Below are 22,978 nucleotides of genomic sequence, written 5' to 3'. Positions count from 1 at the left end.
CGATAATTATGTTGCCGGCCGGTTTCTGTCTCGCTCCATGTCGTCCTTGTGTGACAGAACAACAGAGCTCAGATAGCCGAGAGTTATCGCAAGTGCCATCGTCCTGAGCGGATAATCTAGAATGGAGTGGATACAAAGCGCCACGACGGACAGGAATGCGGCCTCGGACAGGCCGGATCGAAATGCACCGCGCAGCAAGAGAGCAAAATAGCCCAGCAACAAGGTGGTTCCCGTCAGACCGAGTTCGAGCATGATTTCGAGGAAGTCGTTGTGGGCATGATTGACGTATGCGGCCATCACCTGCTCGACCTCCTCATAGGCTGGGTAGACAAGCGTGAAAGTCCCCAGTCCAGATCCCAAGAGCCAGTGATCGCCGATGGCCTCCCAGGTTGTCTCAAAAATGACCCACCGCTGATCACCCTCAAGCGAGCTTCCGGAACCGAAAGCCCACAAGGCTGTAAGCAGTCCAAACACGCCAACGAAAAGCGCGCCGATCCTCGCGACAAGCTTGTTCCCGACAGGCGCAAACCAGATCAGCGACAACACTGCGCTTGCTGACGAGATACCCATTCCGGCGCGAGAGCCGACGGCAAATAGGATGCCGACCATGACGAGACTGAGCGCGACGAAGCCCAGCATGCTCTCCGCGCGCACGATCATCGTGTAGGCGAGGAGCGGGATCGTTGCAAAGAATAGGCTTGAAAAGTGGTTCTCATTCGCAAAGAGGCCTGTGGTCACGTCAAAAGGGAGGATCCCCGACAGGGTGACCGAACGGCTGAAGGAGAGTTGCACGACGGCAACGACCGCCTGGAGAAAGAGCCCGACATAGAAATATGGTAATAGCCGCGCCCGCTCTCGCTCACTCATCAGCGAGACATAGAGAAAAAAACCTAGCGCCGCGGTTGTAAAAAGCCCCGCGTCAAGACTCTTTTGCGGCGCCGGTGACCAGAAGCCCAGCCCATTACCACCGGTCAGGGGAATGGTTCGCGTTATCGGAACAAACTGGATAGCGATGGTCGCCAGAACGAGGATCGTCAGTATCCGCGCTGCGGTGCCAAGTTGGTTGGACCAGAGTCCTGCGATACCGAAAAACAGAGCCGGGACCAGGATGAGTTCGAGCAGATGGTCGGTCCATATTCCTTGGCCAGCGCCACCGCCAAGGATCAGGGCAATGACGATCACAGCACCGGCATAGCGCGGAGACGCAGCGGATCCGGGTGTCATACGCCACGCCTTTGCACAATAGAAACCGACCGGAGCACAAGCGTTCCGCGATAGCGGTTGCGCCAGCTCATCGGCATTTTCTCGTTGAAGAGATGAAGCTCCAGTAATGCGCAGCCGGTGGCCGGCACCGTGAAGCCATGGCGTTCTTTATGTTTGCTTGTTGCGTCCTGAAAAGGCGTACTCAGGACCATCTGCCCTGACGGGATGCATCGAACTGCAAACCGGATTGGTTTCGGGGTCACGAGGTCCCGGCTTTCATATGAAATGGCTACCTCGTAGCGACCGGGAACTAGGCGTACCAACTGGCTGACATTGCGAAACCGGATCGGATTGTCGAGAAACCGCATCGAAAGGGCTGCGTCCCCGTCTTGCGTGACCCGGTCGAAGCTGACACCGGCCTGGTCGCGGATGCGCCAGTCGAAGGCGTTGCCTGAAAAAGGCATTTCAAAGGTGTCATTGTAGACGAACGCTGACTTTGTGCTTTCCGGGCGCGTCAGTTGAAACAGGAGATAAGCCTCGGTGTATCGTTTTTCGCGCAGGAAAGCATTGGTCACTAGGTTGATGACGCTGTCGACGTCTTCGACGCCGCGATCATGCCAGTCGACAGCCATGCGATAGGCAAAGGGCAACATCTCCTTGGTTCTTGCGAGGCTGCGTATTAGGCGAACGCGCAACGGTGGATAATCGGCGAAACGCTGCGTGATCCGGCCATTGGCGTCGGGATCAGACAAAAGAATCGGCAGGGCGGGTTCGAAACTGCTCCATCGATCCGGCCATCGCCGTCCCAGGATTTCCAGCGTTTCCGCGGCCTCGAGATAACGCTGGGACTGTATGTCGAAGACCAGCTGGCGGCTCAGCGCCTGCAATTCGGTTGGCAGTAGGTCCAGTGCATGACGATAGAATTGCGATGCGGCTTCCCGGTCGTCGCTGCGTTCCGCGAGAACGCCCATCAAGCTATAGAATCGCGCATCGATCGGCGAGAGGAACATACCTTTCTCGACAATCTTGCCGGTTCTCGCGTCGTCGGTCTTCGCGAGCGAGACCGAGACCCTGTCATCGGAACGGAGCGGATTGATTTGAAGAGCGATTGCCGGGTTGAATTGCGAGATCAGCGAGCTCGTACCATTAATCAAAACGGCGCTTGAAACGATCAATGATATCAGACCCGCCGCGAGCCAGCTTGCCGGCGATATCGCCTTTGGATGCGCGTGTGCCATGATCTTCTATTTCAACCGAAGCATTGTCATAGCCGTAGTAGTTATACTGCGTGTAGCGATAGGCGTAATTGTAATCGAATTTATCGACCGCGAATTTCGACAATGCGGCGCCGACAACATTGCCTGATGCACTCCTAAGGCGTTCCAGCGCGTGCTTGGCCGATTTCCGCGTCACCTGTTTCGAGGAGACGACAAGCAGCGTCGCGTCCGCCAGGCGGCTCAGAACCGGCGCGTCCGCGAGACCTAGAACCGGCGGCGCGTCGATGATTACTATGTCATAGGATTTCGCCATCTGCGCGACCGCCATGGCCATCTTCTGAGACATCAGCAATTCGACTGGATTTGGCGGAATCGTGCCTGCGGCAAGAAGCGTGATATTTGGATGATGTGTTGGGTGGAGGATCGAACGCACGTCCCCTTTTCGCAGTACGTTCGACAGCACATTGCTAAGGCCGGCTGAATTGTCGGTCTTGAACAGCCGATGCATGCGCGGCTTGCGCATGTCGGCATCGACCACGAGGACCTTTTTTCCAAGCGCGGCAAAATCATGCGCAAGCTTGTAGGCGGTTGTCGACTTGCCTTCGCTTTGCTCCGGTGAAGTAACCAAGAGCGAATGCATAGTGTCGCCAACACCGGTAAACTGGATCGACGTTCGCAGGGATCGATAGGCTTCCGAAAGACCCGACTTACTGTCCGCCATTTCGGTTTCGAGCGCATCCTCCGACGTCCGCGGCAGAATACCGAGCACGGGTATTTTCAATTCGCTTTCCACCTGATCGGGCACGGTGAAGGTATTGCGCATCAGTTCGAGGAGATAGACGAGCGCTGCCGCAAGCGTAAGGAACAGTGCCAGCGATAGCGCCAGATTGCGCTTGAGGCTCGGCGAATAGGGGGTGGTCGGCCGCACCGCCAGATCTATGATCGAAGCGTTGGATGTTCTAAGCTCGGACCCGACCCCGACCTCATTGAGCTTCGAGATAAGCGAATCATATTGCGAGCGGTTGGATTCAACCTCGCGACGCAGAATCGTGTACTGGATGTTCTTGTCTTGGAATTCGGCTTGTTCGGCTTCCAGCTTCGCGATTTCGCCTTGCAGGCCACTGACCCTCTCTTCCGCTTGGGCAAACCGAATTCGCGCGGCATTCGCAATTGCGGCCACCTCTGCATCGATCTGTTTTTGCAGTTCGGAGATTTGCGACTGCAAACGCCGCATTTCCGGGAAGCCCGGCTTTAGCGTCGTTAGCTTTTCCTGATAGGTGGCCTTAAGCTCGGCTAGTCTCTGCTTGGTGTTCTGGATTGACTCGCTCTTAAACACTTCTGGCAACGTCGCAGCATCGCCATCCTCGACCTGTTGCACGTAGGCTTGTGCCGCAAGGCGGTCTTGAAGTGCGTCTCCCAGCGACTCGTTGAGTTTGGATATATTCTCAGAGATCAACGAAGCGTCATCTCCAGTCAGTGTAATCCCTGCTTGCTTGGCGTACTCGACTAAAGCTTCTTCTGATCTCTGCAGCTTCGCTTTTGTCTCGCGGACCTGTTCCTCAATGAACTGCCGTGTGAGGTCGGAGGTTTCGCTAGTTTTGTCGACATTCTGGTCAATGAAGCTGCGCACGACCTGGCGCGACACCTCCGCCGCATATTTCGGATCGGCGTGACTATAGGCCACGGACAGGATCGAGGTGTTGCGGACCAGATCCACGGAAAGGTTGTCCTGGATCTTCCTAACCGCCATCGCTTCCCGCTCTTCGGCGTCGAGGTCTTCGAGATCTGCGGTTGATGTATAATTAAAAACTCGATTGAACAGGTTCATCACCGAGAAACTCGGTGTGGGGGCGAGGAACTTCTCGTCCTCAGTCAGTCCCAGTGCAAAAACAACGCGGCGCGCAAGATCGCGGCTCTGCATCTTCTCACGCGCAGTCTCAAAGGCGCGCAGGTCGGCCGATTGCGATACGAGTTCCAAATCCTGGATGACCTTGGCACTCGGCGTAATCACTTCGACATCGGTCGTTGCGCGGTAAAGCGGCGTCTGGAGCAAGGTTACGAAGACACCGATCACTAATCCGGCCAAAAGAAGCGCGGCAAACAGCCAACGGTAGTGAATGACATACCAAATCAGCTTGAGCGGATCGAGGCTGTCCTCATCTTCCTCGGGTAGACGGCCGTAACCGAAGGCTGGCTCCTGATAGTGAACCATACCACGTTCAGCCATGGCCGGCAGCTCATAGGATCGCCTGTCTGGTTCGAATTTGTTCACGGTGGCCCCGGGTTTTCTATGTCGGACCAGTCACCGTGGTCCCAGAATCAATTTTACAACGGAAGTACGGCCAGAGAAGACGCACTGCTCGCGACGCCCAGCGCTTCACGCAAGTTTCTCATAGCAATTTTCGAGCCGGACGAAAATGACACAATCACGTCACCGCCGAAGATGCGAGGATCACGAGCCTTTCCGCCGCGGATATTCTTGACATTATAGTTGGCAACCAGCTTGCGTCCTCCAACATCGCGAAAGATGTAAGTCTTCTGATCGTCGGCGATCTCTGCAAAGCCGCCAGCCTGCGCAACAACTTCCAGCAGGGTCGAGGTACTTGAGACCGTGTAAACGCCTGGTTTCCGGACCGCGCCGTCAACCGTGATTTTCTGCCCAGCCGATTCTTCGACGAAAACCGAGACTTCGGGATTCTGCAGATATTTCGCGCCATAGGCGCGTTCGATTTCCGTTTCGAGTTCCGGGATCGTCTTGCCGCCGGCTTGAACCGTGCCGATCAGCGCCAGATTGATCCGTCCCTGCGGATCGATGCGAACCTCGCGGTCGAGCTCATCGACCTGGAAAACGTCGACCTTGATCAGATCGTTCTCGGCGAGCCTTTGTTCGAGGCCGTTATTGGTATTGGCGGGCGCGGGGAGGGCAGAGACGAGTTGCAGATCACCACCGGCTTCATTTTCGGCAAATGAGTTGGACGCGTCTTCCAGCGTTCCGGACGCACTGGTACAGCCCCACAGCAAAAACGCCATAAGGCCCACAAGCGCCAGTCTTTGCGATCCAGTGCTGATCATCCCACCTCGAACCGAATCCGTCGGTTGTTGCCCCCGAGGCATACCTCATGAAGCGATCATGTAAACTGTGAAATCTACCGATCTCAAGCCAATTCCAGTTAAATGCGGCAATGAGATGGCTACCGCTACCAAACATAACTTAACGTGGCGAAATATTGCGCGACTATTCAAACTGACCGAAAAGGATCGGTTACCGACCCGATCGGCATCAATGTGGATCACCGCCGTCCGACACGCTTGCCACATAGGCAGTTGACAGGCGTTTAATCGCCAATATATCGACGACCTTGTTTCGCCGCAGCGACGGCGATCTCCTTGGGGCGTAGCCAAGCGGTAAGGCAGCGGTTTTTGGTACCGCCATGCGCTGGTTCGAATCCAGCCGCCCCAGCCAATTCCCAATCACCTGATTAATTCGCGCGGGCCTTTCAGCTACATGACGACCTTTTTTGGACTCTAGCGCATTCGTTCCAAACAATCGTTCTCGCGAATTCCCCGTCATCCAAGGGCAATTCGCTCGTCATAGACGTAGGGCATGTTCGCCCGCATCACCGATTAAATCCCAGTCGTGGATACTTCCTCCTTTCTCCGCAGCTACGATTGCCTCGAATGTGGCTTTCGGCGCATAAGGCCGTAAGTGTCGATATGGGGTGAAGTCCTGTTTTGATGACGGTCATTCCAACTAATTGGAGCGGCACGATAATATCTCAAGTTTCGCCAATCCCTCCGGTCAACCAAACCGAGAAAGGGAATGGCAATGGATACGATCTATTTTCTTCAAATGGCCTATGAACTGGCGAGCAAACAGCACCGTGGATTCCTGTGTCTGTTAATCGGCATGGCGCTTCTTGAGGCGCAGGAACTGGAGGCTCGGAAAGCAACCGAACCGTATGCCGAGCTGTTTAACCAAGGTATATAAGGTCATGCTTTGACGCCGAGGTGTCTAAAGCAGAAATATCGGCGCGCGATTCTTGCGGTTGCGCGCCGGTTCAATCTGCACTATCGCGGCGTGCATAAGAAAAGGATTGGATTCGTAGTATGGATGCACTTGAAACGGGTGAACGCGAAGAAGACGGCCTGCGCTATGCGCGGATGACGGCCGAGGTTGTTTCCGCCTATGTGGAAAACAATCCGGTGCCTTCGTCGGAATTGCAGAAGCTCATCGCCGACATTCATGGCGCCCTGACGAGCCTGGACGGCGTAGCAGGCGCTCGCGAAGAGGAAAAGCCTGTTCCGGCGGTCAATCCGAAGCGCTCGGTGCAAAAGGACTATATCGTGTGCCTGGAGTGCGGCGCCCGATTCAAGTCTCTCCGCCGCCACCTCAGCGCTCATCACGGTCTTGAACCGGAGGAATACCGCGCCCGGTGGAACCTCTCAGCCGATTACCCGATGGTTGCGCCGAGTTACGCCGAACAGCGCTCCGCCTTGGCGAAAAGCATGGGGCTCGGGCGCAAGCCGGGAGAAAAGCCGAAAACCAAGCGGAAGAAGTAGGCCGGGATTGTCCGGCTGGATGTCGTTGCCGGTCTGATTGGATGCTTACGTGGACAAGATGAGCTCGGTCTGGCGGCCGCGCCTTTGCTGGGCTCTTCAGACAGACCTCCGCCACGGGCGTCCCATCTTCCGCCTGCTTGATGATGAACGCCTTCTGCGCGTCCGTGAACTTCGATGCTTTCATGCGCTTCCGCTCCTCTCCCAGCCAAAGGGGAAATGCGGAAAACTCTAGAGCAGAATCCGTTCATGCTGCATCGTATCCGGCGGCGGCGAAGTAGTTCGCGCATTCCTGCGTCGTGAATGTCGGGATCAGGCTCCCGATCCTGTCCCACAGGTCATCTATGGTCCGCTCGGCCGCCTTCCTGAGCATGGCCTTCAGCTTGGAGAAGGCATTCTCGATAGGGTTGAAGTCTGGGCTGTAGGGCGGAAGAAACAGCAGGGAGGCTCCGGCCGCCTCGATCATCTGGCGGGTCCGAGGTCCCTTGTGGCTGGAGAGGTTGTCCATGATCACGATGTCGCCATGCCGCAGTTCCGGCACGAGCACTTGCTCTACATAGGCCTCGAAAGCGATCCGGTTGATCGGCCTGTTCAAGACGAAGGGCGCGATCATGCCCCGCAGCGTCAGTGCGCCGACAAAGGTCGTAGTCTTCCAATGGCCATGAGGCACGCCCACCCGCAACCGTTCACCGCGCGGAGCCCGGCCATGGGTGCGCGCCATGTTCGTCTTGGCCCAGGTTTCATCGATGAAGACCAACCTTGCCGGATCGAGGTCGATCTGGTCGTTGAACCACGTCCTTCGTCGCTTCAGGATGTCCGGACGGTCCTGCTCACTGGCGTGCGCGGTCTTTTTTTGCGCGTGATCCGGTGACGCTTGAAAAAGCGTTGGATCGTGCCGAAGCCGAAAACGTGGCCGCGTGCGGCAAGCGCTTGGCGCATCTCCTGGATGGTAATGTCGGGCGTCTCCTTGAGCAGCGACAAGATCAATCCCTTGCAGGCGTCGATGCGCCCGGACCGTCGATCGCCGCCCAGCGCCTTGGGACGAGGATCGCCTTGTTCGCGTTCACGCGTCCGCCAGCGGCTGACACTGGCCGCGCTGACGCCAAAGCGCTCACCCGCCTGACGATGGCTGAGACCGCCGGCGACAGCGGCGAGAACACGTGTGCGAAGATCGAGCGACAGAGCCTTGGACATGTCCGCCGGCCTCCTTGCTCCGGCAGACATCATGAATCATCAAACCGCTGATTTGGGAATCCCTGCCGATTCAATCAGATCGGGTGCCGCTCTAGCCAAAAACGGGGACGTTTTCCGGGATCACAATAGAACCTGCAAGCGCGCTGTCGGCGCGCCTCGCTGCGCGCAGCTGACTTTATCCAAATTCGCGCGATCACGATCGCGTGTCGCGCCGATAGATGAAGTATAGGCCGCCCAGCCTCCAGACAGGCACCTCTCCGTCGCGTTCACGCGTACGCAGATAGCGATAGGATTTTATCTTCAGGCAGCCGCGCAACAAGGGAATCGTGACATGCATGAGCGATTTCCTTTCGGAACATCCCAACCCGCCGTGTAAATACAGGACATGTAAAATTGATTCAACATTAACGTGTGTCGAATGCAGTCGACGCCTCCTCAATATACGTGTACCGGCCTACAAATACACACTGTGACCCTTCGTAAGCGACGGTGCTGGGATAAGTAAACACGCTGTCCGTGGACATTACATTCCGAACAGTGTTCGCCAATGACCTGGTGCCGTCCTATGATCAGACATTACACAGTCCTTCGACATCTCCGTTCAGACAACCAGCGTGAAACTCACCGAGCACATCGCGAATCCCAGGAAGGCTCGCACAATGCGAGGATTAAGGAACGTGCGCAGCCCATTTCCTCGACGCTGTCGACGTGCCCGGCACGATAGAGCCACCGGGCAAACGGGGCGCCGAACCGAAATTCAATCCAAGACCTGGCTCCGTCCGGCAGATATCATAAGATCCAGGCGATCATCGCACCAATATTCCATCCGGTGAGAACCGCAATCAGAAGCTCCGCGCGGGTGACTGTGCGGGAATGGTTCGCCGGTTCGATCAGCCGATCGCCATCATCGGGCCTTTGTTCGTGGCGGTCTGCGAATACCTCCTCGACCGCGATCAGGATACGAATGCGGGGTGTCTCGCCCATCTCGTGACCGGGTCCTTTTTCAGATTCGCACCCTCTTTTTTCGGCTTCTCATCCAAAGGTCGTCGGCGATGGCACGCGGATCAAGCTTGTGGTTGCGCCACCATGCCTCCTCGTTTCCCGCGTGATGCAATTCGCGGTGATGTTTTGCGCACAAGGGAACGGTAAATTCATCAGAGACCTTGCGACCAAGCGCATGCGGCTGGGTAAAGGTGAGGTGATGGGCATGGGTGCGGTTGCGCCCGCAGATCGCACAGCCATGGGTAACGACAAAGCGCAGATGTTCGGGATCGCGAACGCGCTTCGGCTCGGAAAGGGTAAGTGTCGATTTATCGATTCGGCATTGCTGCGTATGGTTCGATGCTTCGTTTTCGGTTTGGCAACTGTCACCCTTGCCCGCCGGATCTTGGCCGGCATCGATCGCGGGCAGATCATCGGATTGGGGTGAAGAAACCGGATCCTTCCCCTTTGATGCCGCAGGGCCCGAACCATTGATCTGGTCGGTCTGTGGGCTGGCATCATGCGCAACGGCTTCGCAAGCGATCGTCGCGCGGTTTGTTCCCCGGTTCAATTCGTTGCCTGTCCCCGGATCACCTGTATCGCAGGAAGTTTCTGTGTGGACAGTTGCGTCCTGCGAGACCGGAGATGCGCCGATAGTGCTGCTATCTTGGGTGCGTCCGTTGAGCTGTTGCGGGGCGGCTGTCCGATGTGAGCCATTGGGATCATAGAGCGAGAGCCCGAATGCATTGCCGAAGGTCATCAGCGCCCGCTTGGTCGCATCGGTTTCCGCCGCCTTGAGGGCAAGTTCATGCGCCTTGCCCGGCGTGGACGTGCTCGCTTCGCCTGTCCCCGAGCCTTCCCGTGTGATGATCGTCCCGCCGTCGGTCCTGACCGTTACGCGAACTCTCGCCACATAGACAGCCTCGAAGCGAACGCCCAGATGTTTTGTATAGACACAAGTGCTCTCCACGGTCTCACGGTTCCAACCGTCAAAGCCGAAGATCCGATTGGCTTCGCCGATCACATGCCAGCCTTCTAGATAATGCAGCGTAATGCCGTCTTCGGTTCGGGCCCGGACATGGCGCGGTTTCAGCTTGGCGCGCAATTGGCGGATCTGTTTTGCATCAAAGCTCATCATATCCTCCCCGCCGTTACTTTGTACGCACCGACAGCGACCGACGGCTGTTCGACAGCGCGGCGCCATTGACAAAGGTGCCGGCTTTCAGCGTGTCCAGAAGCGCCCGTTTGTCGAGCTTGGGTGGCTGCGGCACGAAGAACCATTCGGGAATGAGGCTTTCATCGGTCACTACCACGCTTGGTGGGGCGGTGCGAAGCGACAAGGTAAAGTCCGGCTCCATGATCTTGTCGAGCCCGGCTTCCTCCATCGCCACCAGCGCCAGCGCGCGTTTCTTTTCCATCCGCCCGGACAGCCGATCGAGCCTTTCGCGGCTTTCCGCGATGCGGGTTTTCAGCGCCGCGACCAGATCGGCATCATCAATCGCCGAACGCACCAGCGCGGCGAGCGCTTCATGCAGGTTGGTCGCCCCTTCCAGCGTGTCGGCCAGCGTTTCATCGTCGATATCCGGTTCGGCTTCGAGAATGCGGCGCTTAAATTCCGTGAATCGATTTAGCTCTAAATTGACAGAGACGCTTTGCATGTGTTAACTCCTTTACTCGAACATGATACTAAAAGTATCGTTTTAAGCATCAGAAGTCAAGTTGCCTTCGATCATGATCACCACAGAACAAATAAAGGCGGCGCGTGCGCTGCTTCACTGGGACCAGTCGGAATTAGCCGAACGGGCAGGGGTCGGCGGTTCGACGATAAAACGCATCGAAGCGCGGCCGGGCCTGATTCAGGGCAACGTGCGGACAGCCTATCAAATAGAAGAATGCCTCAAAGCGGCCGGCATCGACTTTGTTGATCAAGACGATCGAACAGGCGTCACTTTGAAGCGACAGCATGAGTGAACTGGTCGGCGTAGGCGGATTTGAAGATCGCGTTCAACTTGCGTCCGTAGAGCGATCCTCGCGTTTCGAAGGCATGCGTCGTGTCGGGGTTCTCTATGCCAAAATAGGGCTTGCCTTCGACCAACAGCCGTTGGTGTTCGATAGCGCTTATCTGGATCTCTTCATCCGTGACCGACTGCTCGGGGACCAGCACTGGTTCGGGCGGCGCAATCCCGAAAACGTCGCGCAGAACATATTCCTTCGATAGGATCTTCAACAGACCGAACGGCGGCAACGGCGCCGGCGCGGTCCATCCTTCAGGACGCGACGTCCACAGGAACTCGTGGAAATGTTCCTTATCGGCATAGGTCCGCGGCATATAGGCGGCCTGGAGCTGTTGCAGGCAGAAGTCGACGCCGTTCATGCGGTCGAGCATACGCAGCAATGCGTTAATATCGGTGCGTTCGGCATGCAGCAAGTCACCTCGGTTGCGGGTAAAGACCTGGCCGTTGTCGAGCCGCCAAGTCTCGGGTGCCACCGCGATAGCCGGCAAGACAAGCTGTTCGAATGACGGATCGTTGCGCTTAACAAAACCCGACAAATCCTCACCATGGACGCGCTGCATAACCAGCAGAATCGCCTCGATCTTCCCATCGTTTGATCGCGTGAGTACTTCCTTTCTGTACCAGTCATTGACCTTTTGACGCTTTGCGGGATCGCTGGCCTGCGAGGGCGAGATCGGATCGTCAATGATAACCAGATCGGCGCCGCGTCCGCTGAGGGCTTTGCCGACGGTCACGATCCGGATGAAGCCCCCATGGCCGAAGCTGACCGATCGCTTCGTCCATGTCATGCGCATATGCGGAAACAGCGACCGATAGCGCTTGCCACCCATGAGTGTCGCAAGCTTCTCCGCAAACTCTTGTGCCAGCCCGTCGCTGCCCACGATCAGCATGATTTGCTTGGTCGGGTCATTGCCGGCGAGAAACGCAGGCAGCGCTAGCGAGCAGACAAGCGATTTCAGATTGCGTGGCGGCATGTTTACGACCATGCGCAAGGGCTCGCCGGCAATTATGCGCTTCAATCGATCGATGACAACGTCGATATGCCAATTGGGAAGAAATTTATCCTTCGGCCGTAATTCGCCCAGGGCAAAACGCACAAATGGCGCGAACTGTGTGCGATAAAGCGCTTCAACAGGATGTGTCGTCATCTTTACCGGTTCTGCTTCAAGAACTCGTCGAGCAACGCCTGGTCGTTATCGTTGGCGATAAACGGTTCCGGCACGGAGTCGACATCGAGGAGGCGCATCATCATTTCGCGTGCCTTCGCATTGCCTTTGATTCCGTCATTGACCAGCGACGTGATCAGCGCTTCCTTCTTGGTGATGCGCACATCCTCGCCACCGTCGCGGATGGTGATGACCTTCTCGAGCTCGAGCTTCAACAATCCGTTCGCGTCGCGCGGTTTCTTCTTTCGTCCGCGCGGATTGCCCGACTGACCCTTTTTCCAGCGTGTCGTCTTGGGCGGCTTCTTGTAACCGATGTCTTCATTGTTCTCGTGATTTTTAGCCATCTGTAGGCTCCTTCTGGATTAAAGATGTTGTTAGGCGTATGGGGTCGATCCCGGTTTCGTCGCGGAACCGCCGCAGGGTCACGTCGACATATTTCGGTTCAATCTCGATCAGGGCGGCCTTGCGCCCGACTTTCTGGGCAGCGATCAGCGTCGTTCCCGCACCGCCAAACGGATCGAGTATCAGGTCGCCCGGATTCGACGCATCGCGTATGGCGTCTGCGACCATCCGGACAGGCTTGATGGTCGGGTGATCGGCAAGGTCGCGTTTGCGGGTTTTGGAAAATCCTGTCGCGCCCGGATAATGCCAGACATTGCTTCGGTTGCGGCCCAGGCGCCCGAGCTGGATATTGTTGACATGGCGGCCGGCGCCGTTCTTGAAGATCGCAATCATCTCGTGCTGCGACCGGTAGAAGCGTCCCATGCCGCCATTCGCCTTGGCCCAGACAACGAGATTGAACAGTGTGCCGAGATTGTCCTCGCCGGCTTCGATCAACGCCCGGACCATGCGCCAATCGCAACACAGATAATGCAGCGAGCCGTCTCGGGAATGAGACCGGCACAACGTGGTTGCTGACGCCAGAAAGCGGGCGAACTCTTCGCGCGACATCTCTCCCGACGCCATGCGGAATTCGCCATGGGTGACCTTGCCTTTGCCGCTGACATGGCCCCGGACCGGTACATTGTAGGGGAAATCGGAAAACACCATATCCGCCTTGCGCCCCTCAAGAAGAGGCTCATAAGAGGCCTGATCAAGCGCGTCACCGCAAAAGAGCAAGTGGTCGCCAAGACGATAGAGATCGCCGGGCCGGCTCGTCGGTTCGTCCGGCGCAGGCGGCAACGGCGGATCATCCGGTTCGCCGAAATCCGGCGTCAGGATCTTCTCCAACTCGATGCCTTCAAAACCGGTTAGCGACAGATCGATATCTTCCAGCGCAAGTGACGCCAATTCGTCGGCGAGAATTTCAGGCGACCAGGACGATTCAAGCGCGATCTTGTTGTCGGCGATGCGCAGCGCCTTCTTTTGCGCTTCCGTCAGGCCGCGCAAGATGATGACGGGCAGTTCCGGCAACCCAAGCTCGGTCGCCGCCGTCAAGCGCCCGTGACCGGCGATGATGACCTTCTCCTCATCGACGAGGATCGGATTCGTGAACCCGTGTTCGCGGATGCTGGCTTTCAGCATTTCAAGATCGCGGCGCCGGTGCTGGCGCGGATTCTTCTCGTAGCGCCGGATCGATCCGATCGGAAAAATTTCGACCGCCAGGTGTCGCTTAGGGGTAAGGGCAGACTGTTTCATGGGGTGTTTGATAAAGTATAAATACAGGAAGCGCAATACAAAGGATAAAAAAATTGCAAATAGAGGATTACGATAAATAAAAAAAATTGGATATCGACGAATTGATGAAATAAGTGTGACGTAAGTGACGATTTAAAGTGCGGCATTACTTAAATAGTAACGATGACGGAAGTGTCGACAGAGCTTGTCGCTACATCGACGAAAGAACGCGGCGACAAAAGTGTCGTCGAAACGTCGCCGCAAACGTCGACTTAAAACCTGTTGGAAGGCGTCGCTGATGCGACGTCGCAATACCGGCGCCGTCAGGATTGTCGTTGGAGCCATCGTCGCAATCGCGGATGTGCCGATGGTCGATTGACCAGACGGAGCCGTCCGCCAATCACAGCCGGCCGCACGCGCCCTTGCTATGACCTGGACCACACGCCGATCGCCAAACGATCAGCCGCCGTTTTCAGGTGAGATCAAGGCGTTCGAAAATCGCTTCGAAGACGCTTTCGCGTTCAGCGTCGGTTCGCAGGCGGCTGTACCATCCGGCGTGTCGACAACCCTGCGCTGGCGCGCTTGCAACGCAGACCGTGATCCGCGCCCACCCCATCGCAAGACCGTCACCGCGTCGAAAAGCGCCCGCTCTGCGCATGCGAATAGGCCGCCATCAAGCGTTTATCCGATCAGGGATCTAATTTCGCTGCAAATCCCGTAAGCGTCCGGGCGTTGCACGTTGTCAGCGATTGTCCGGTATCCGCGCGGCGACCCTGTTCTTTTCGGCCCTTAATGATCGCGTCCACGGCAGGTGTAGCCCCCGCCCCTGAATGGTAGCGTAGTTACGCTTTTTCCCGCGCGCGGTAAATCAGGCGGCTGTGAGAGTCGGAATATCCGTCACGTCCACTTCCCGCTCAGCATGCCAAGTGTCATAAGCGGCCTGCATGCGCAGCCATACGCCAGCGCCGTCGCCGAAGAGCTTTCCCAGCCTGACGGCAACAGCCGGCCGGACAGGGGCGTCCTCATTCAGGATATCGTACAGAGTCTGACGGGAGATGCCGAGCAGACGCGCGATTTCGGCCTTCGACTTGCCCGTAGCCGGAATTACTTCCTCGGCGAGAAGTTCGCCAGGATGCGTAGGGCAACGGTCGCGATTGCGGACCGCAGGGATATCATTACGTGCCATTCTGACCCTCCATGGTATTGATGACGTAGCATTAGCATTAGTGGTATTGCTCCCAGTCGACCGCATAGGCGTCGCCATCTTCGAAGGCGAAGGTGATGCACCATGGGCCATTGACATGGACTGTGTACCGGGTTGGCTTGAAGCCTTGAAGCGAATAAAAATCGAATCCTGGGAGATTCATCTCTTCCGGCTTTTCCGCCACTTCCAATCGATCGAGACGCCTCAGAATTCGCGCATGCATCTTCTTGTCGATTTTCGACCGCTTACCTTCCCACAGGGCCGCAAGTTCCTTGTTTCTGAAGGTCTTAATCATGCGCCGAAATGTAAGGCATTACCTGACATATGTCAAGAAATGCTTGACACTTCATTCGGGTCCAGATTCCTCTATCGAAGGCGTACCGGTCCTTTATGCGCAGCGCGAGCAATTGCGCTGGGGAACGCTCGGCAACTGCGCCTCCAGCCATTTCCGCAGTTTCATGACCAGGGGACGTGTCTCGGCCTGGCGATGCGGCGAACCGCTTCGCCGGCGATCGGTGAGCCGGTCGCCTGGTGAACGTCATAGAACTTGCGCCTCGTGTGCGCCCAGCACGCAGCGAGCATAATCCTGTTGTCGTTGGTCAGTTGTTCGAAGTCGGCATATCCGTCGACGTGCAGAATGCCTGTAAACTCCTTCAGATGATCCCTTGGCCGTTGTGCCCGTCGATCGGGCTCGTAGAAGTAAACGGCCGCGGGCGGATCGGAGCCGGCCCAGCCGCGCTGGTCTCGGGCATAGACCCACAGCCGGCCCGTCCTTGTCCTGCCACGGCCCGGATCGAGGACCGGCAGCGGGCGCAAACGTATGGCCCGCCCCGGTTGCAAGTGGTTTGCCGGTGATGGTGTGATCAGTCTGCACAAACGTATCCGGCATGTCGGCGCAAAACCGCTGCCAAGATGGAGATCCGCGCGCTCCGATCCTCATAAAGGGGCCGGCCTCGAGGGCCATTTAGCGCCGGAGGTTTTCGGGACGCCGATCGACTGTCAGGCCATCTTCCTTTCACCACTCGCAGTTCGTCGCGTCCGGCGAAGTTTTCTCCGGACGCATGTTCCTCATGCCGGTATCGACGCAGCTTGATAAGTTTTTCCGTGGCGGAGCAACGCCCAGACGATACGGGCCAACTTCGCGGCCAGCGCGACGACGGCAACGTTGGGATGGGCTCGGGCCAAAAGTGCACGTAGCCACGATCCAATCGCAGTGTCGGCTTTGGCCAGCGAGGGCATGGCGGATCGTGCGCCCTGGATCAGCATCTTGCGCAGATATCGGCTGCCGCGCTTCGTGATCCCGAGTAGCTTCGGCCTGCCGCCGGTGGTGACCTGGCGAGCCACGAGCCCCAACCAAGCAGCAAGATCGCGTCCCTTCGAGAAGGTCGCCGCGCTGCCCACTGCGGCTACCAGCGCCGTGGCGTTCAGCGCTCCGATGCCAGGAATACCTGTCAGCCGCCGGGCCCGATCGTCGGTCCGAGCCATGGTTGCGAACTCGGCATCAAAGGCGGCAATGCGGCGGTCCAGTTCTTCCCAGCGTGTACGCATATCCCCGAGCAGGAACGCCATGCGCGGGCTGAGCGCATCCGCACCTGAATCCAGCAATTCTCCGAGCAGGAGGCGCAATCGGGCGTGGCCCTGCGCCGCGACGTGCCCGCGCTCCAGCAGCAGGCTCCTGATCTGGTTGGTCAGCGAGGTGCGTTCGCCGACGAGGCGATCGCGCACCCGATGCAGCGTCTGAACGTCGAGTTGCTCCTCGCTCTTGAGTTCGACGAAGCGCATGGTTGGCCGGGTCGCCGCTTCGGCGATCGCCTCGGCGTCACGGTCGTCGTTCTTCTGCGCCTTGACGTACGGGCGCACATATTCCGGCGACATCAAGCGGACTTCGTGGCCGAGTCCCGCTAACATGCGGCCCATATGATGCGCTCCGCAACACGCCTCCATTGCCATCGTGCAGGGCGGCAGCTTGGCGGCGAACGCGATCACCCCGTCGCGTCGCATCCGCCGTCGTACGATCACCGATCCATCTGCGTCGAGGCCGACGATGCTGCAGCTGTTCTTGCCCAGGTCGATACCGAGGATCACTATGCTCATGGTCCGTTCCTTCCTTTCTTGAATACCGACATCCTACACAGGCGTCGGCGGGAGGGGCGGGCCATCCATAAAGGGGGCAGCAAAACCAGGCGCTCGGCCGCTCGCGCGGCGGGTTCTCGACGAAAATCCATTTGAAAACAGACTTTGACGGCCATCCGATCGCTTTCGACCTGACCGGTGGCGAGAAGGCCGACGCGCCGCACTTTCCCGTCCTGCTGGCGCTCGGTCCCGATGTTGAGCCACGCGCGGTGGTGGGCGACAAGGGGTATGCCAGCAAGGCCAACCGGCAGGCAGCACGTCGCCGTGGCGCAATTGCCGTGATTCCGCACAAGGCCAATGAAAAGAGAAAGCCCGCGCGCCTCGCAAACGCAATCTACAAGGGCCGGGCCCGCATTGAGCAGGCCGTCGGCAAACTGAAGCGCTTCAAACGGATTGCACTACGCTGCGAAAAGACCAAACGGAACTTCGCGTCCTTCGTCGCCCTCGCAGCGGGGTCTATCTTGCTCAAATCCGTCCACACGGCCTAGAAAGCAACTGCAACGCTAGAAACATGTGTCGCCGCTGCAACATTGCGAGATTTAGTTACGAGACGGCCAGTATTTGACTCAACTTTCGCGTGAATGACGGGTAGGTATGGCAACAGATTCGGATCTGCGAAATTGGAGGGCGTTACGTGAGACCGCAAACAAGCATATTGGTACTTTTTTCGACGCTGCTGTTGTCTGGCACCGCAGCCTACGCGGCCGATGATATCCAGCCTGCACCAAACGCATATGACTGGACAGGTTTTCATGTCGGCGTCGGTGCGGGGCTAGGTGGCGCTTCTCACAACGCTGGCGCAGAAATCTACAATCGCGATCTTGGCGGATTGATTCAGGTCGGTCCCATCGACCTTTTCTCCATCGGCGCGATGTTGGATGTCGGGGGTGATGGTTACCTTGGGACCATTGAGGGCGGTTACGATTATCAAATCGGTGACCGCTTCGTCATCGGCATCCAGGGCGACTACACCTGGTCGAACATTGATGCGACAGGCGGCATAAATGGCGATGTTTGCTACGAAGACTTCCCGACGCCAGGCCCCGGCGACGATTGCGACACAGCCACGGTAAGCGACTCGCCGAGCATAGACTACTCGCTGACAGCGAAGAACAGCTGGAGCGTCCTCGGTCGCGCCGGATTTGTCGTCAATCCCGGCTCCTTGGCCTACGGACTGGGCGGTTTCACACGCACCCACATGGAAGGGAACCTGTCTCTGACTTCCCTTGATACGGGGACAGTGCCGCTGTCGTCTTATGATTATGATCGAGACGGGTGGACAGTCGGTGGCGGCATCGAAGCTCTGATCAGCGGCGCGATGTCCATGAAGTTGGAATACCGGCGCACTCAATGGGATAGCAGCAACAATTATCCGATTCCGATTGGCGCTGACGCAGGCATCAACACTTGGGACGATGCCGCAATTCATACGATTCGAGGCGTCCTGTCCTATCGTTTCGGTGGCGGCAGCGCCGAACAGCAGGCAGCTGTCGATGCGATCCCGGCTGTCGACTGGACCGGTTTCCATGTCGGCGCAAGTGGCGGATTCTCTACGGTACGTCACAACGCCGGTATCGAAGTTCACGACTATAACACTGGTGGCCTTTTGCAGGTCGGTCCCATCGATCTGTTCAAAATCGGCGGGGACCTGGATTTTGGCGGCGAAGGCATGATCGGACGGCTGGATGCCGGCTATGACATGCAGTTTGGCGATCGGCTTGTTGTCGGTCTCGTCGGTGATTACACGTTCTCAAACACAAAGTCACAAGTCGGATTGTTCGGTGATTACTGTCTTGAAGGTGTAGAGACAGTTCCGGGGCCCGGCGCTGACGATTGCGACAACGCGGTCACCACCGCATCAGGCGATTTGACCTACACGCTCCATACGGGCAACAGCTGGTCTGTTGGTGGCCGCGCAGGCGTTCTGCTAAATCCGCAGACGCTGTTCTATGGGCTTGGTGCTTTTACCCGCACGAAGATGGATGCGGATATTACGCTGAACACCGGTTATGCTCCAATCGGATCTGAAGAGTTGCTTTCCTATTCGTATGATCGCGACGGATGGACCTTTGGTTTCGGTATGGAAACCATGGTATCCGAAAATCTTTCGGCCAAGTTGGAATACCGCAATACGAAGTGGACCGATAACGAACTGTACGGCGATGCTATTCAAGGCTTTTCGCGGTCGGAAGACTCCAACGTTCAGTCGTTTACCACCGGCCTTTCCTGGCGCTTTAACTGATTGCAGCCTGGCTGCCCGAAACGAAGAAACGCCCGTGCAACGCGCGGGCGTTTTCTTTTTTCACCATGATGCTTTCAGACGACCCTCGACAACGCAACTGTAATGCTAGCCCGCCAACCGAAACCGGCCGCACGCGCCCTTGCGATGGCCTGGACCACACACCGATCGCCAAACGATCAGTCGCCGCTTTCAGGTGAGATCAAGGCGTTCGAAAATCATTGCGAAGACGCTTTCGCGTTCCGCATGGCGGCTGTATCCATCCGCTGTGTCGACAACCCTGCGCAGGCGCGCTTGCAACGCAGACCGTGATCCGCGCCCGCCCCATCGCAAGACCGTCACCGCGTCGAAAAACGCCCGCTCTGCGCACGCGAATAGGCCCGCCATCAAGCGATCATCCGATCAGGGATTTAATTTCGCTGCAAATCCCTGCAAGCGCCGATCGAAATCCCTGCAAGCGCTCGATTGTTCCCTGCTTTTACCGTAGGGAACGCTGCTCTATGCCGTTGTTAATACGAGCGTTTTTTGTCGCCTGTTACGCATGAATAGCGATGAATCGCCGAAAACTCGCTGTTTTTTGGAGAAAGCAGGGAAACCCATCTATCGCGAGATGACACCCCATTGCGCCATCATTTCAATGATCTGCTCGGCAGCGTCTTCCGGTGAGGTAGTCGTCGTATCGATGGTGATCGCGGCGTTCTCCGGCGTTTCATATGGCGAGTCGATGCCGGTGAAATTCTTGATCTGACCGGCCCGCGCTTTCTTGTAGAGGCCCTTCGCGTCTCGTGCTTCCGCGACCTCGAGCGGCGTGTCCACGTAGACGACTTTGAATTCGTCCTCTCCCATCAGTTCCCGCGCCAGGCGGCGCTCGGCGCGGAAGGGCGAAATGAAGGAGACGAGGGTAATCAGTCCGGCGTCGGTCATCAATTTCGCCACCTCCGCGACACGCCTAATGTTTTCCACGCGGTCCGCGTCGGTGAAGCCGAGATCCTTGTTAAGCCCGTGACGGACATTGTCTCCGTCGAGCATCATCGTGTGCGCGCCCATGGCGATCAGCTTGCGGTCGACGATGTTCGCGATGGTCGATTTGCCGGAGCCGGACAAACCGGTGAACCACAGAACGACCGGCTTCTGCCCCTTGATCGATGCCCGTGTGGTCCGGTCGACGTCGAGCGCCTGCCAGTGCACGTTGGACGAGCGGCGCAATGCGAAATGGATCATGCCCATTCCGACGGTCGCATTGGTGATCTTGTCGATCAGGATGAACCCGCCGGTTTCGCGATTGTCGTCATAGGCATCGAATGCAATCGCGCGGTCGAGCGAGATATTGCAGACACCGACCTCGTTGAGGTCGAGTTCAAGCGCTGCTTCGTGGGCGAGGGTGTTGACGTCGATGCGATATTTCGGCCGGGTGATCGTTGCGTTCACTGTCGCCGTGCCGATCTTGAGAAGATAGGGCCGGCCCGGATAGAGGGGCTCGTCGGCCATCCAGAGAATCGTCGTTTCGAATTGATTGGCGACTTCCGCAGGGTTGCCGGAGGCGCAGATGATGTCGCCGCGCGAGATATCGATTTCGTCCTCGAGCGTCAGCGTCACCGATTGTCCGGCGACGGCCTCGTTCAGATCGCCGTCCATCGTCACAATGGACTTGACTGTGCTCTCCTTTGCCGACGGCAGAACCTTGACGCGGTCGCCGGGCTCGATCGTGCCTGACGCGATATAGCCGGCGAAGCCGCGGAAATCGAGATTGGGGCGGTTAACCCACTGCACAGGCATGCGAAACGGTTTGGTTTGCGCCGCGTCGCGGACGCCGACAGTCTCCAGATGCTCAAGCAGGGCCGGCCCCGTGTACCAGTCCATATTGGCGCTGTGATCGACGATGTTGTCGCCTTCGAGCGCCGACATGGGGATGGCTGTAATGTGCTCGATACCGCCCAGGTCCCGAGCGAACTCGCGATAGGCGATTTCGATGTCGGAGAAGACCTGCTGCGAGTAATCGACGAGGTCCATTTTGTTGATCGCCAGGACGATGTTCTCGATCCCGAGCCGCGACACGATGAAGGAGTGCCGCCTGGTTTGCGTGAGGATGCCCTTGCGCGCATCGATCAGGATGATCGCCAGATCCGCCGTGGAGGCACCGGTCGCCATGTTGCGCGTATATTGCTCGTGACCGGGTGTATCCGCGACGATGAATTTGCGCTTTTCCGTCGAGAAGAAGCGATAGGCCACATCGATGGTGATGCCCTGTTCGCGTTCGGAGGCCAGTCCATCGACAAGCAGGGCGAAATCGAGCTTGTCGCCCTGTGTGCCCATCTTCTTCGAGTCGGCCTCCAGCGCCGACAGCTGGTCCTCGAAGATCAGCTTGGATTCATAGAGCAGCCGGCCGATCAGCGTCGACTTGCCGTCATCCACACTGCCGCAGGTGATGAACCGCAGGAGAGACTTTTCCTCCTGGGATTTCAGATAGGCCTCGATATCGTCTGCGATGAGCTCTGACTTGTGTGCCATCAGAAATAGCCCTCCTGCTTCTTTTTCTCCATCGAGGCGGCCTGGTCGTGGTCGATCACGCGGCCCTGGCGTTCGGAGGTGGTTGTCAGCAGCATTTCCTGGATGATTTCGGGCAGCGTGGCGGCCTCGCTTTCGACGCCGCCTGTCAGCGGATAGCAACCGAGCGTACGGAAGCGGACCATACGCTCCTCGACGACTTCATCCGGGCCGATCGGCATTCGCTCGTCATCGACCATGACCAGCACGCCATCGCGTTCCACGACCGGGCGCTTGGCGGCGAAATAGAGCGGGACGATATCGATATTTTCCAGGTGGATGTACTGCCAGATGTCGAGTTCGGTCCAGTTCGACAACGGGAAGACCCGGATCGATTCTCCCTTGTTCTTGCGTGCATTGAAGAGGCGCCAGAGTTCCGGTCGCTGGTTCTTGGGATCCCAGCGATGGTCCGACGTACGAAATGAGAATACCCGCTCCTTGGCCCGCGATTTCTCCTCGTCGCGCCGCGCACCGCCGAATGCGACATCGAACTTGTGCTTGTTGAGCGCCTGTTTGAGCGCTTCGGTCTTCATGACATCGGTATGGAGGGCCGAGCCGTGGGTGAAGGGACCAATGCCGCGTTTCACGCCGTCCTCGTTGATATGGACGATGAGATCGAGGCCGTTCCTGGCGGCCACGTCGTCCCGGAAAGCGATCATGTCGCGGAATTTCCAGGTCGTGTCGACGTGGAGAAGCGGGAAGGGCGGCCTGGCCGGATAAAAGGCCTTGAGGGCAAGATGCAGCATGACCGCTGAATCCTTGCCGATGGAATAGAGCATCACCGGGTTTTCGGCCTCGGCGACGACTTCACGCATGATCTGGATGCTCTCGGCTTCCAGTCGTTGCAGATGAGTGAGGGTTTGCATGCGGGATATGCTCCGTGGGCCGTTCGCTGCACCGTCCACGAG

General features: G+C 57.7%; 21 protein-coding genes, 1 tRNA gene and 3 pseudogenes. 6 read left to right on the top strand and 19 right to left on the bottom strand.

The genetic code is table 11. From position 1 onward, the window contains the following. Positions 1 to 6: 6 nt before the first annotated feature. Genes ACQK2M_RS18900 through ACQK2M_RS18885 form a run of 4 tightly spaced genes read right to left on the bottom strand, consistent with a single transcriptional unit; the run spans position 7 to position 5,492 of the window. Complete coding sequence (locus ACQK2M_RS18900; protein ID WP_425419062.1) at positions 7 to 1,224, bottom strand: O-antigen ligase family protein; 1,218 nt, start codon at positions 1,222 to 1,224, stop codon at positions 7 to 9. After that, positions 1,221 to 2,441, bottom strand: a complete 1,221-nt coding sequence (locus ACQK2M_RS18895; protein ID WP_425419061.1) for a tetratricopeptide repeat protein — start codon at positions 2,439 to 2,441, stop codon at positions 1,221 to 1,223. Before ACQK2M_RS18895 ends, ACQK2M_RS18900 begins: the two co-directional genes overlap by 4 nt. Further along, a complete protein-coding gene (locus tag ACQK2M_RS18890; RefSeq protein ID WP_425419060.1) occupies positions 2,350 to 4,692 on the bottom strand; it encodes a GumC family protein in 2,343 nt (780 codons plus the stop codon). The genes ACQK2M_RS18895 and ACQK2M_RS18890 overlap by 92 nt, the downstream gene beginning before the upstream one ends. A 53-nt stretch (positions 4,693 to 4,745) precedes the next feature. Further along, positions 4,746 to 5,492 carry a polysaccharide biosynthesis/export family protein gene (locus ACQK2M_RS18885; RefSeq protein WP_425419059.1) on the bottom strand — a complete coding sequence of 249 codons (747 nt, stop codon included), beginning with the start codon at positions 5,490 to 5,492 and terminating at the stop codon, positions 4,746 to 4,748. A gap of 316 nt (positions 5,493 to 5,808) precedes the next feature. Between ACQK2M_RS18885 and ACQK2M_RS18880 the strand changes: the two genes are divergently transcribed. The 3 genes from ACQK2M_RS18880 (at position 5,809) to ACQK2M_RS18870 (ending at position 6,980) form a co-directional block, all read left to right on the top strand. Then, positions 5,809 to 5,883: transfer RNA gene (locus tag ACQK2M_RS18880), tRNA-Gln, on the top strand. 363 nt (positions 5,884 to 6,246) lie between these two features. Next, complete coding sequence (locus ACQK2M_RS18875; RefSeq protein ID WP_425419058.1) at positions 6,247 to 6,408, top strand: hypothetical protein; 162 nt, start codon at positions 6,247 to 6,249, stop codon at positions 6,406 to 6,408. Between the two features lie 119 nt (positions 6,409 to 6,527). Then, the gene (locus tag ACQK2M_RS18870; RefSeq protein WP_425419057.1) at positions 6,528 to 6,980 is read left to right on the top strand and encodes a MucR family transcriptional regulator; all 453 of its coding nucleotides are present in this window, start codon (positions 6,528 to 6,530) and stop codon (positions 6,978 to 6,980) included. A 91-nt stretch (positions 6,981 to 7,071) separates the two neighbouring features. Here the strand turns inward: ACQK2M_RS18870 and ACQK2M_RS18865 are convergent. The 6 genes and pseudogenes from ACQK2M_RS18865 to ACQK2M_RS18840 all read right to left on the bottom strand — a co-directional run. Beyond that, a pseudogene (locus tag ACQK2M_RS18865) lies at positions 7,072 to 7,164 on the bottom strand (transposase); the annotation flags it as partial. A 60-nt stretch (positions 7,165 to 7,224) separates the two neighbouring features. Further along, positions 7,225 to 8,171, bottom strand: a protein-coding gene (locus ACQK2M_RS18860) for an IS630 family transposase (RefSeq protein WP_425416454.1) whose coding sequence is annotated in 2 segments (ribosomal slippage) — positions 7,225 to 7,823 and positions 7,823 to 8,171 — 948 coding nt in all. Because the reading frame shifts where the segments join, the coding sequence is not laid out codon by codon here. A 193-nt stretch (positions 8,172 to 8,364) separates the two neighbouring features. After that, positions 8,365 to 8,508 (bottom strand): hypothetical protein, encoded by a 144-nt coding sequence (locus ACQK2M_RS18855; protein ID WP_425419056.1) that lies wholly within the window; start codon positions 8,506 to 8,508, stop codon positions 8,365 to 8,367. A gap of 452 nt (positions 8,509 to 8,960) precedes the next feature. Further along, entirely contained in the window at positions 8,961 to 9,155 is a 195-nt protein-coding gene (locus tag ACQK2M_RS18850) for a hypothetical protein (RefSeq protein ID WP_425419055.1), read from the bottom strand. 19 nt (positions 9,156 to 9,174) lie between these two features. Then, positions 9,175 to 10,287, bottom strand: coding sequence for a Rad52/Rad22 family DNA repair protein (locus ACQK2M_RS18845; protein WP_425419054.1), 1,113 nt, complete (start codon positions 10,285 to 10,287; stop codon positions 9,175 to 9,177). A 16-nt stretch (positions 10,288 to 10,303) separates the two neighbouring features. Further along, entirely contained in the window at positions 10,304 to 10,810 is a 507-nt protein-coding gene (locus ACQK2M_RS18840) for a siphovirus Gp157 family protein (protein WP_425419053.1), read from the bottom strand. 73 nt (positions 10,811 to 10,883) lie between these two features. Between ACQK2M_RS18840 and ACQK2M_RS18835 the strand changes: the two genes are divergently transcribed. After that, entirely contained in the window at positions 10,884 to 11,123 is a 240-nt protein-coding gene (locus ACQK2M_RS18835) for a helix-turn-helix domain-containing protein (protein ID WP_425419052.1), read from the top strand. On the opposite strand, the gene ACQK2M_RS18830 is transcribed toward ACQK2M_RS18835, so the two are convergent. From ACQK2M_RS18830 to ACQK2M_RS18800, 7 genes and pseudogenes are all read right to left on the bottom strand, one after another. After that, positions 11,098 to 12,315, bottom strand: coding sequence for a hypothetical protein (locus ACQK2M_RS18830; protein WP_425419051.1), 1,218 nt, complete (start codon positions 12,313 to 12,315; stop codon positions 11,098 to 11,100). The genes ACQK2M_RS18835 and ACQK2M_RS18830 overlap by 26 nt on opposite strands. Before the next feature lie 2 nt (positions 12,316 to 12,317). Then, on the bottom strand, positions 12,318 to 12,677 hold the full coding sequence (locus ACQK2M_RS18825) for a DUF5681 domain-containing protein (protein WP_425419050.1): 360 nt from the start codon (positions 12,675 to 12,677) through the stop codon (positions 12,318 to 12,320). Next, the gene (locus ACQK2M_RS18820) at positions 12,670 to 13,971 is read right to left on the bottom strand and encodes a site-specific DNA-methyltransferase (RefSeq protein WP_425419049.1); all 1,302 of its coding nucleotides are present in this window, start codon (positions 13,969 to 13,971) and stop codon (positions 12,670 to 12,672) included. The genes ACQK2M_RS18825 and ACQK2M_RS18820 overlap by 8 nt, the downstream gene beginning before the upstream one ends. Positions 13,972 to 14,818: 847 nt before the next feature. Next, positions 14,819 to 15,136 (bottom strand): HigA family addiction module antitoxin, encoded by a 318-nt coding sequence (locus ACQK2M_RS18815; protein ID WP_425419048.1) that lies wholly within the window; start codon positions 15,134 to 15,136, stop codon positions 14,819 to 14,821. A 37-nt stretch (positions 15,137 to 15,173) separates the two neighbouring features. After that, positions 15,174 to 15,449 (bottom strand): type II toxin-antitoxin system RelE/ParE family toxin, encoded by a 276-nt coding sequence (locus tag ACQK2M_RS18810; protein WP_425419047.1) that lies wholly within the window; start codon positions 15,447 to 15,449, stop codon positions 15,174 to 15,176. Positions 15,450 to 15,634: 185 nt separating this feature from the next. Further along, a pseudogene (locus tag ACQK2M_RS18805) lies at positions 15,635 to 15,964 on the bottom strand (IS66 family transposase); the annotation flags it as partial. Between the two features lie 258 nt (positions 15,965 to 16,222). Then, a complete protein-coding gene (locus ACQK2M_RS18800) occupies positions 16,223 to 17,248 on the bottom strand; it encodes an IS110 family transposase (RefSeq protein ID WP_425419046.1) in 1,026 nt (341 codons plus the stop codon). A gap of 89 nt (positions 17,249 to 17,337) precedes the next feature. On the opposite strand from ACQK2M_RS18800, the pseudogene ACQK2M_RS18795 reads away from it, so the two are divergent. Both ACQK2M_RS18795 and ACQK2M_RS18790 read left to right on the top strand, forming a co-directional pair. Continuing rightward, positions 17,338 to 17,775 (top strand): annotated as a pseudogene (locus tag ACQK2M_RS18795) (IS5 family transposase); the annotation flags it as partial. Positions 17,776 to 17,921: 146 nt separating this feature from the next. Further along, a complete protein-coding gene (locus tag ACQK2M_RS18790; protein ID WP_425419045.1) occupies positions 17,922 to 19,529 on the top strand; it encodes an outer membrane protein in 1,608 nt (535 codons plus the stop codon). A 597-nt stretch (positions 19,530 to 20,126) separates the two neighbouring features. Here the strand turns inward: ACQK2M_RS18790 and cysN are convergent. Further along, positions 20,127 to 22,034, bottom strand: coding sequence for a sulfate adenylyltransferase subunit CysN (cysN, locus tag ACQK2M_RS18785; RefSeq protein WP_425419044.1), 1,908 nt, complete (start codon positions 22,032 to 22,034; stop codon positions 20,127 to 20,129). After that, the gene (gene cysD / locus ACQK2M_RS18780; protein WP_425419043.1) at positions 22,034 to 22,975 is read right to left on the bottom strand and encodes a sulfate adenylyltransferase subunit CysD; all 942 of its coding nucleotides are present in this window, start codon (positions 22,973 to 22,975) and stop codon (positions 22,034 to 22,036) included. The genes cysN and cysD overlap by 1 nt, the downstream gene beginning before the upstream one ends. Positions 22,976 to 22,978: the final 3 nt, after the last annotated feature.

This window comes from Oricola indica, assembly GCF_965227485.1.
Classification (GTDB): Bacteria; Pseudomonadota; Alphaproteobacteria; order Rhizobiales; family Rhizobiaceae; genus Oricola; species Oricola indica.
This window is presented reverse-complemented; position numbering and strand designations above follow the sequence as displayed.

What these genes read in the sequence shown, in the direction of transcription:
- ACQK2M_RS18900 (WP_425419062.1), bottom strand. Translation starts at nt 1,224, where the DNA reads ATGACACCCGGATCCGCTGCGTCTCCGCGCTATGCCGGTGCTGTGATC.
- ACQK2M_RS18895 (WP_425419061.1), bottom strand. Translation starts at nt 2,441, where the DNA reads ATGGCACACGCGCATCCAAAGGCGATATCGCCGGCAAGCTGGCTCGCG.
- ACQK2M_RS18885 (WP_425419059.1), bottom strand. Translation starts at nt 5,492, where the DNA reads ATGATCAGCACTGGATCGCAAAGACTGGCGCTTGTGGGCCTTATGGCG.
- ACQK2M_RS18875 (WP_425419058.1), top strand. Translation starts at nt 6,247, where the DNA reads ATGGATACGATCTATTTTCTTCAAATGGCCTATGAACTGGCGAGCAAA.
- ACQK2M_RS18870 (WP_425419057.1), top strand. Translation starts at nt 6,528, where the DNA reads ATGGATGCACTTGAAACGGGTGAACGCGAAGAAGACGGCCTGCGCTAT.
- ACQK2M_RS18855 (WP_425419056.1), bottom strand. Translation starts at nt 8,508, where the DNA reads ATGCATGTCACGATTCCCTTGTTGCGCGGCTGCCTGAAGATAAAATCC.
- ACQK2M_RS18850 (WP_425419055.1), bottom strand. Translation starts at nt 9,155, where the DNA reads ATGGGCGAGACACCCCGCATTCGTATCCTGATCGCGGTCGAGGAGGTA.
- ACQK2M_RS18845 (WP_425419054.1), bottom strand. Translation starts at nt 10,287, where the DNA reads ATGAGCTTTGATGCAAAACAGATCCGCCAATTGCGCGCCAAGCTGAAA.
- ACQK2M_RS18840 (WP_425419053.1), bottom strand. Translation starts at nt 10,810, where the DNA reads ATGCAAAGCGTCTCTGTCAATTTAGAGCTAAATCGATTCACGGAATTT.
- ACQK2M_RS18835 (WP_425419052.1), top strand. Translation starts at nt 10,884, where the DNA reads ATGATCACCACAGAACAAATAAAGGCGGCGCGTGCGCTGCTTCACTGG.
- ACQK2M_RS18830 (WP_425419051.1), bottom strand. Translation starts at nt 12,315, where the DNA reads ATGACGACACATCCTGTTGAAGCGCTTTATCGCACACAGTTCGCGCCA.
- ACQK2M_RS18825 (WP_425419050.1), bottom strand. Translation starts at nt 12,677, where the DNA reads ATGGCTAAAAATCACGAGAACAATGAAGACATCGGTTACAAGAAGCCG.
- ACQK2M_RS18820 (WP_425419049.1), bottom strand. Translation starts at nt 13,971, where the DNA reads ATGAAACAGTCTGCCCTTACCCCTAAGCGACACCTGGCGGTCGAAATT.
- ACQK2M_RS18815 (WP_425419048.1), bottom strand. Translation starts at nt 15,136, where the DNA reads ATGGCACGTAATGATATCCCTGCGGTCCGCAATCGCGACCGTTGCCCT.
- ACQK2M_RS18810 (WP_425419047.1), bottom strand. Translation starts at nt 15,449, where the DNA reads ATGATTAAGACCTTCAGAAACAAGGAACTTGCGGCCCTGTGGGAAGGT.
- ACQK2M_RS18800 (WP_425419046.1), bottom strand. Translation starts at nt 17,248, where the DNA reads ATGAGCATAGTGATCCTCGGTATCGACCTGGGCAAGAACAGCTGCAGC.
- cysN (WP_425419044.1), bottom strand. Translation starts at nt 22,034, where the DNA reads ATGGCACACAAGTCAGAGCTCATCGCAGACGATATCGAGGCCTATCTG.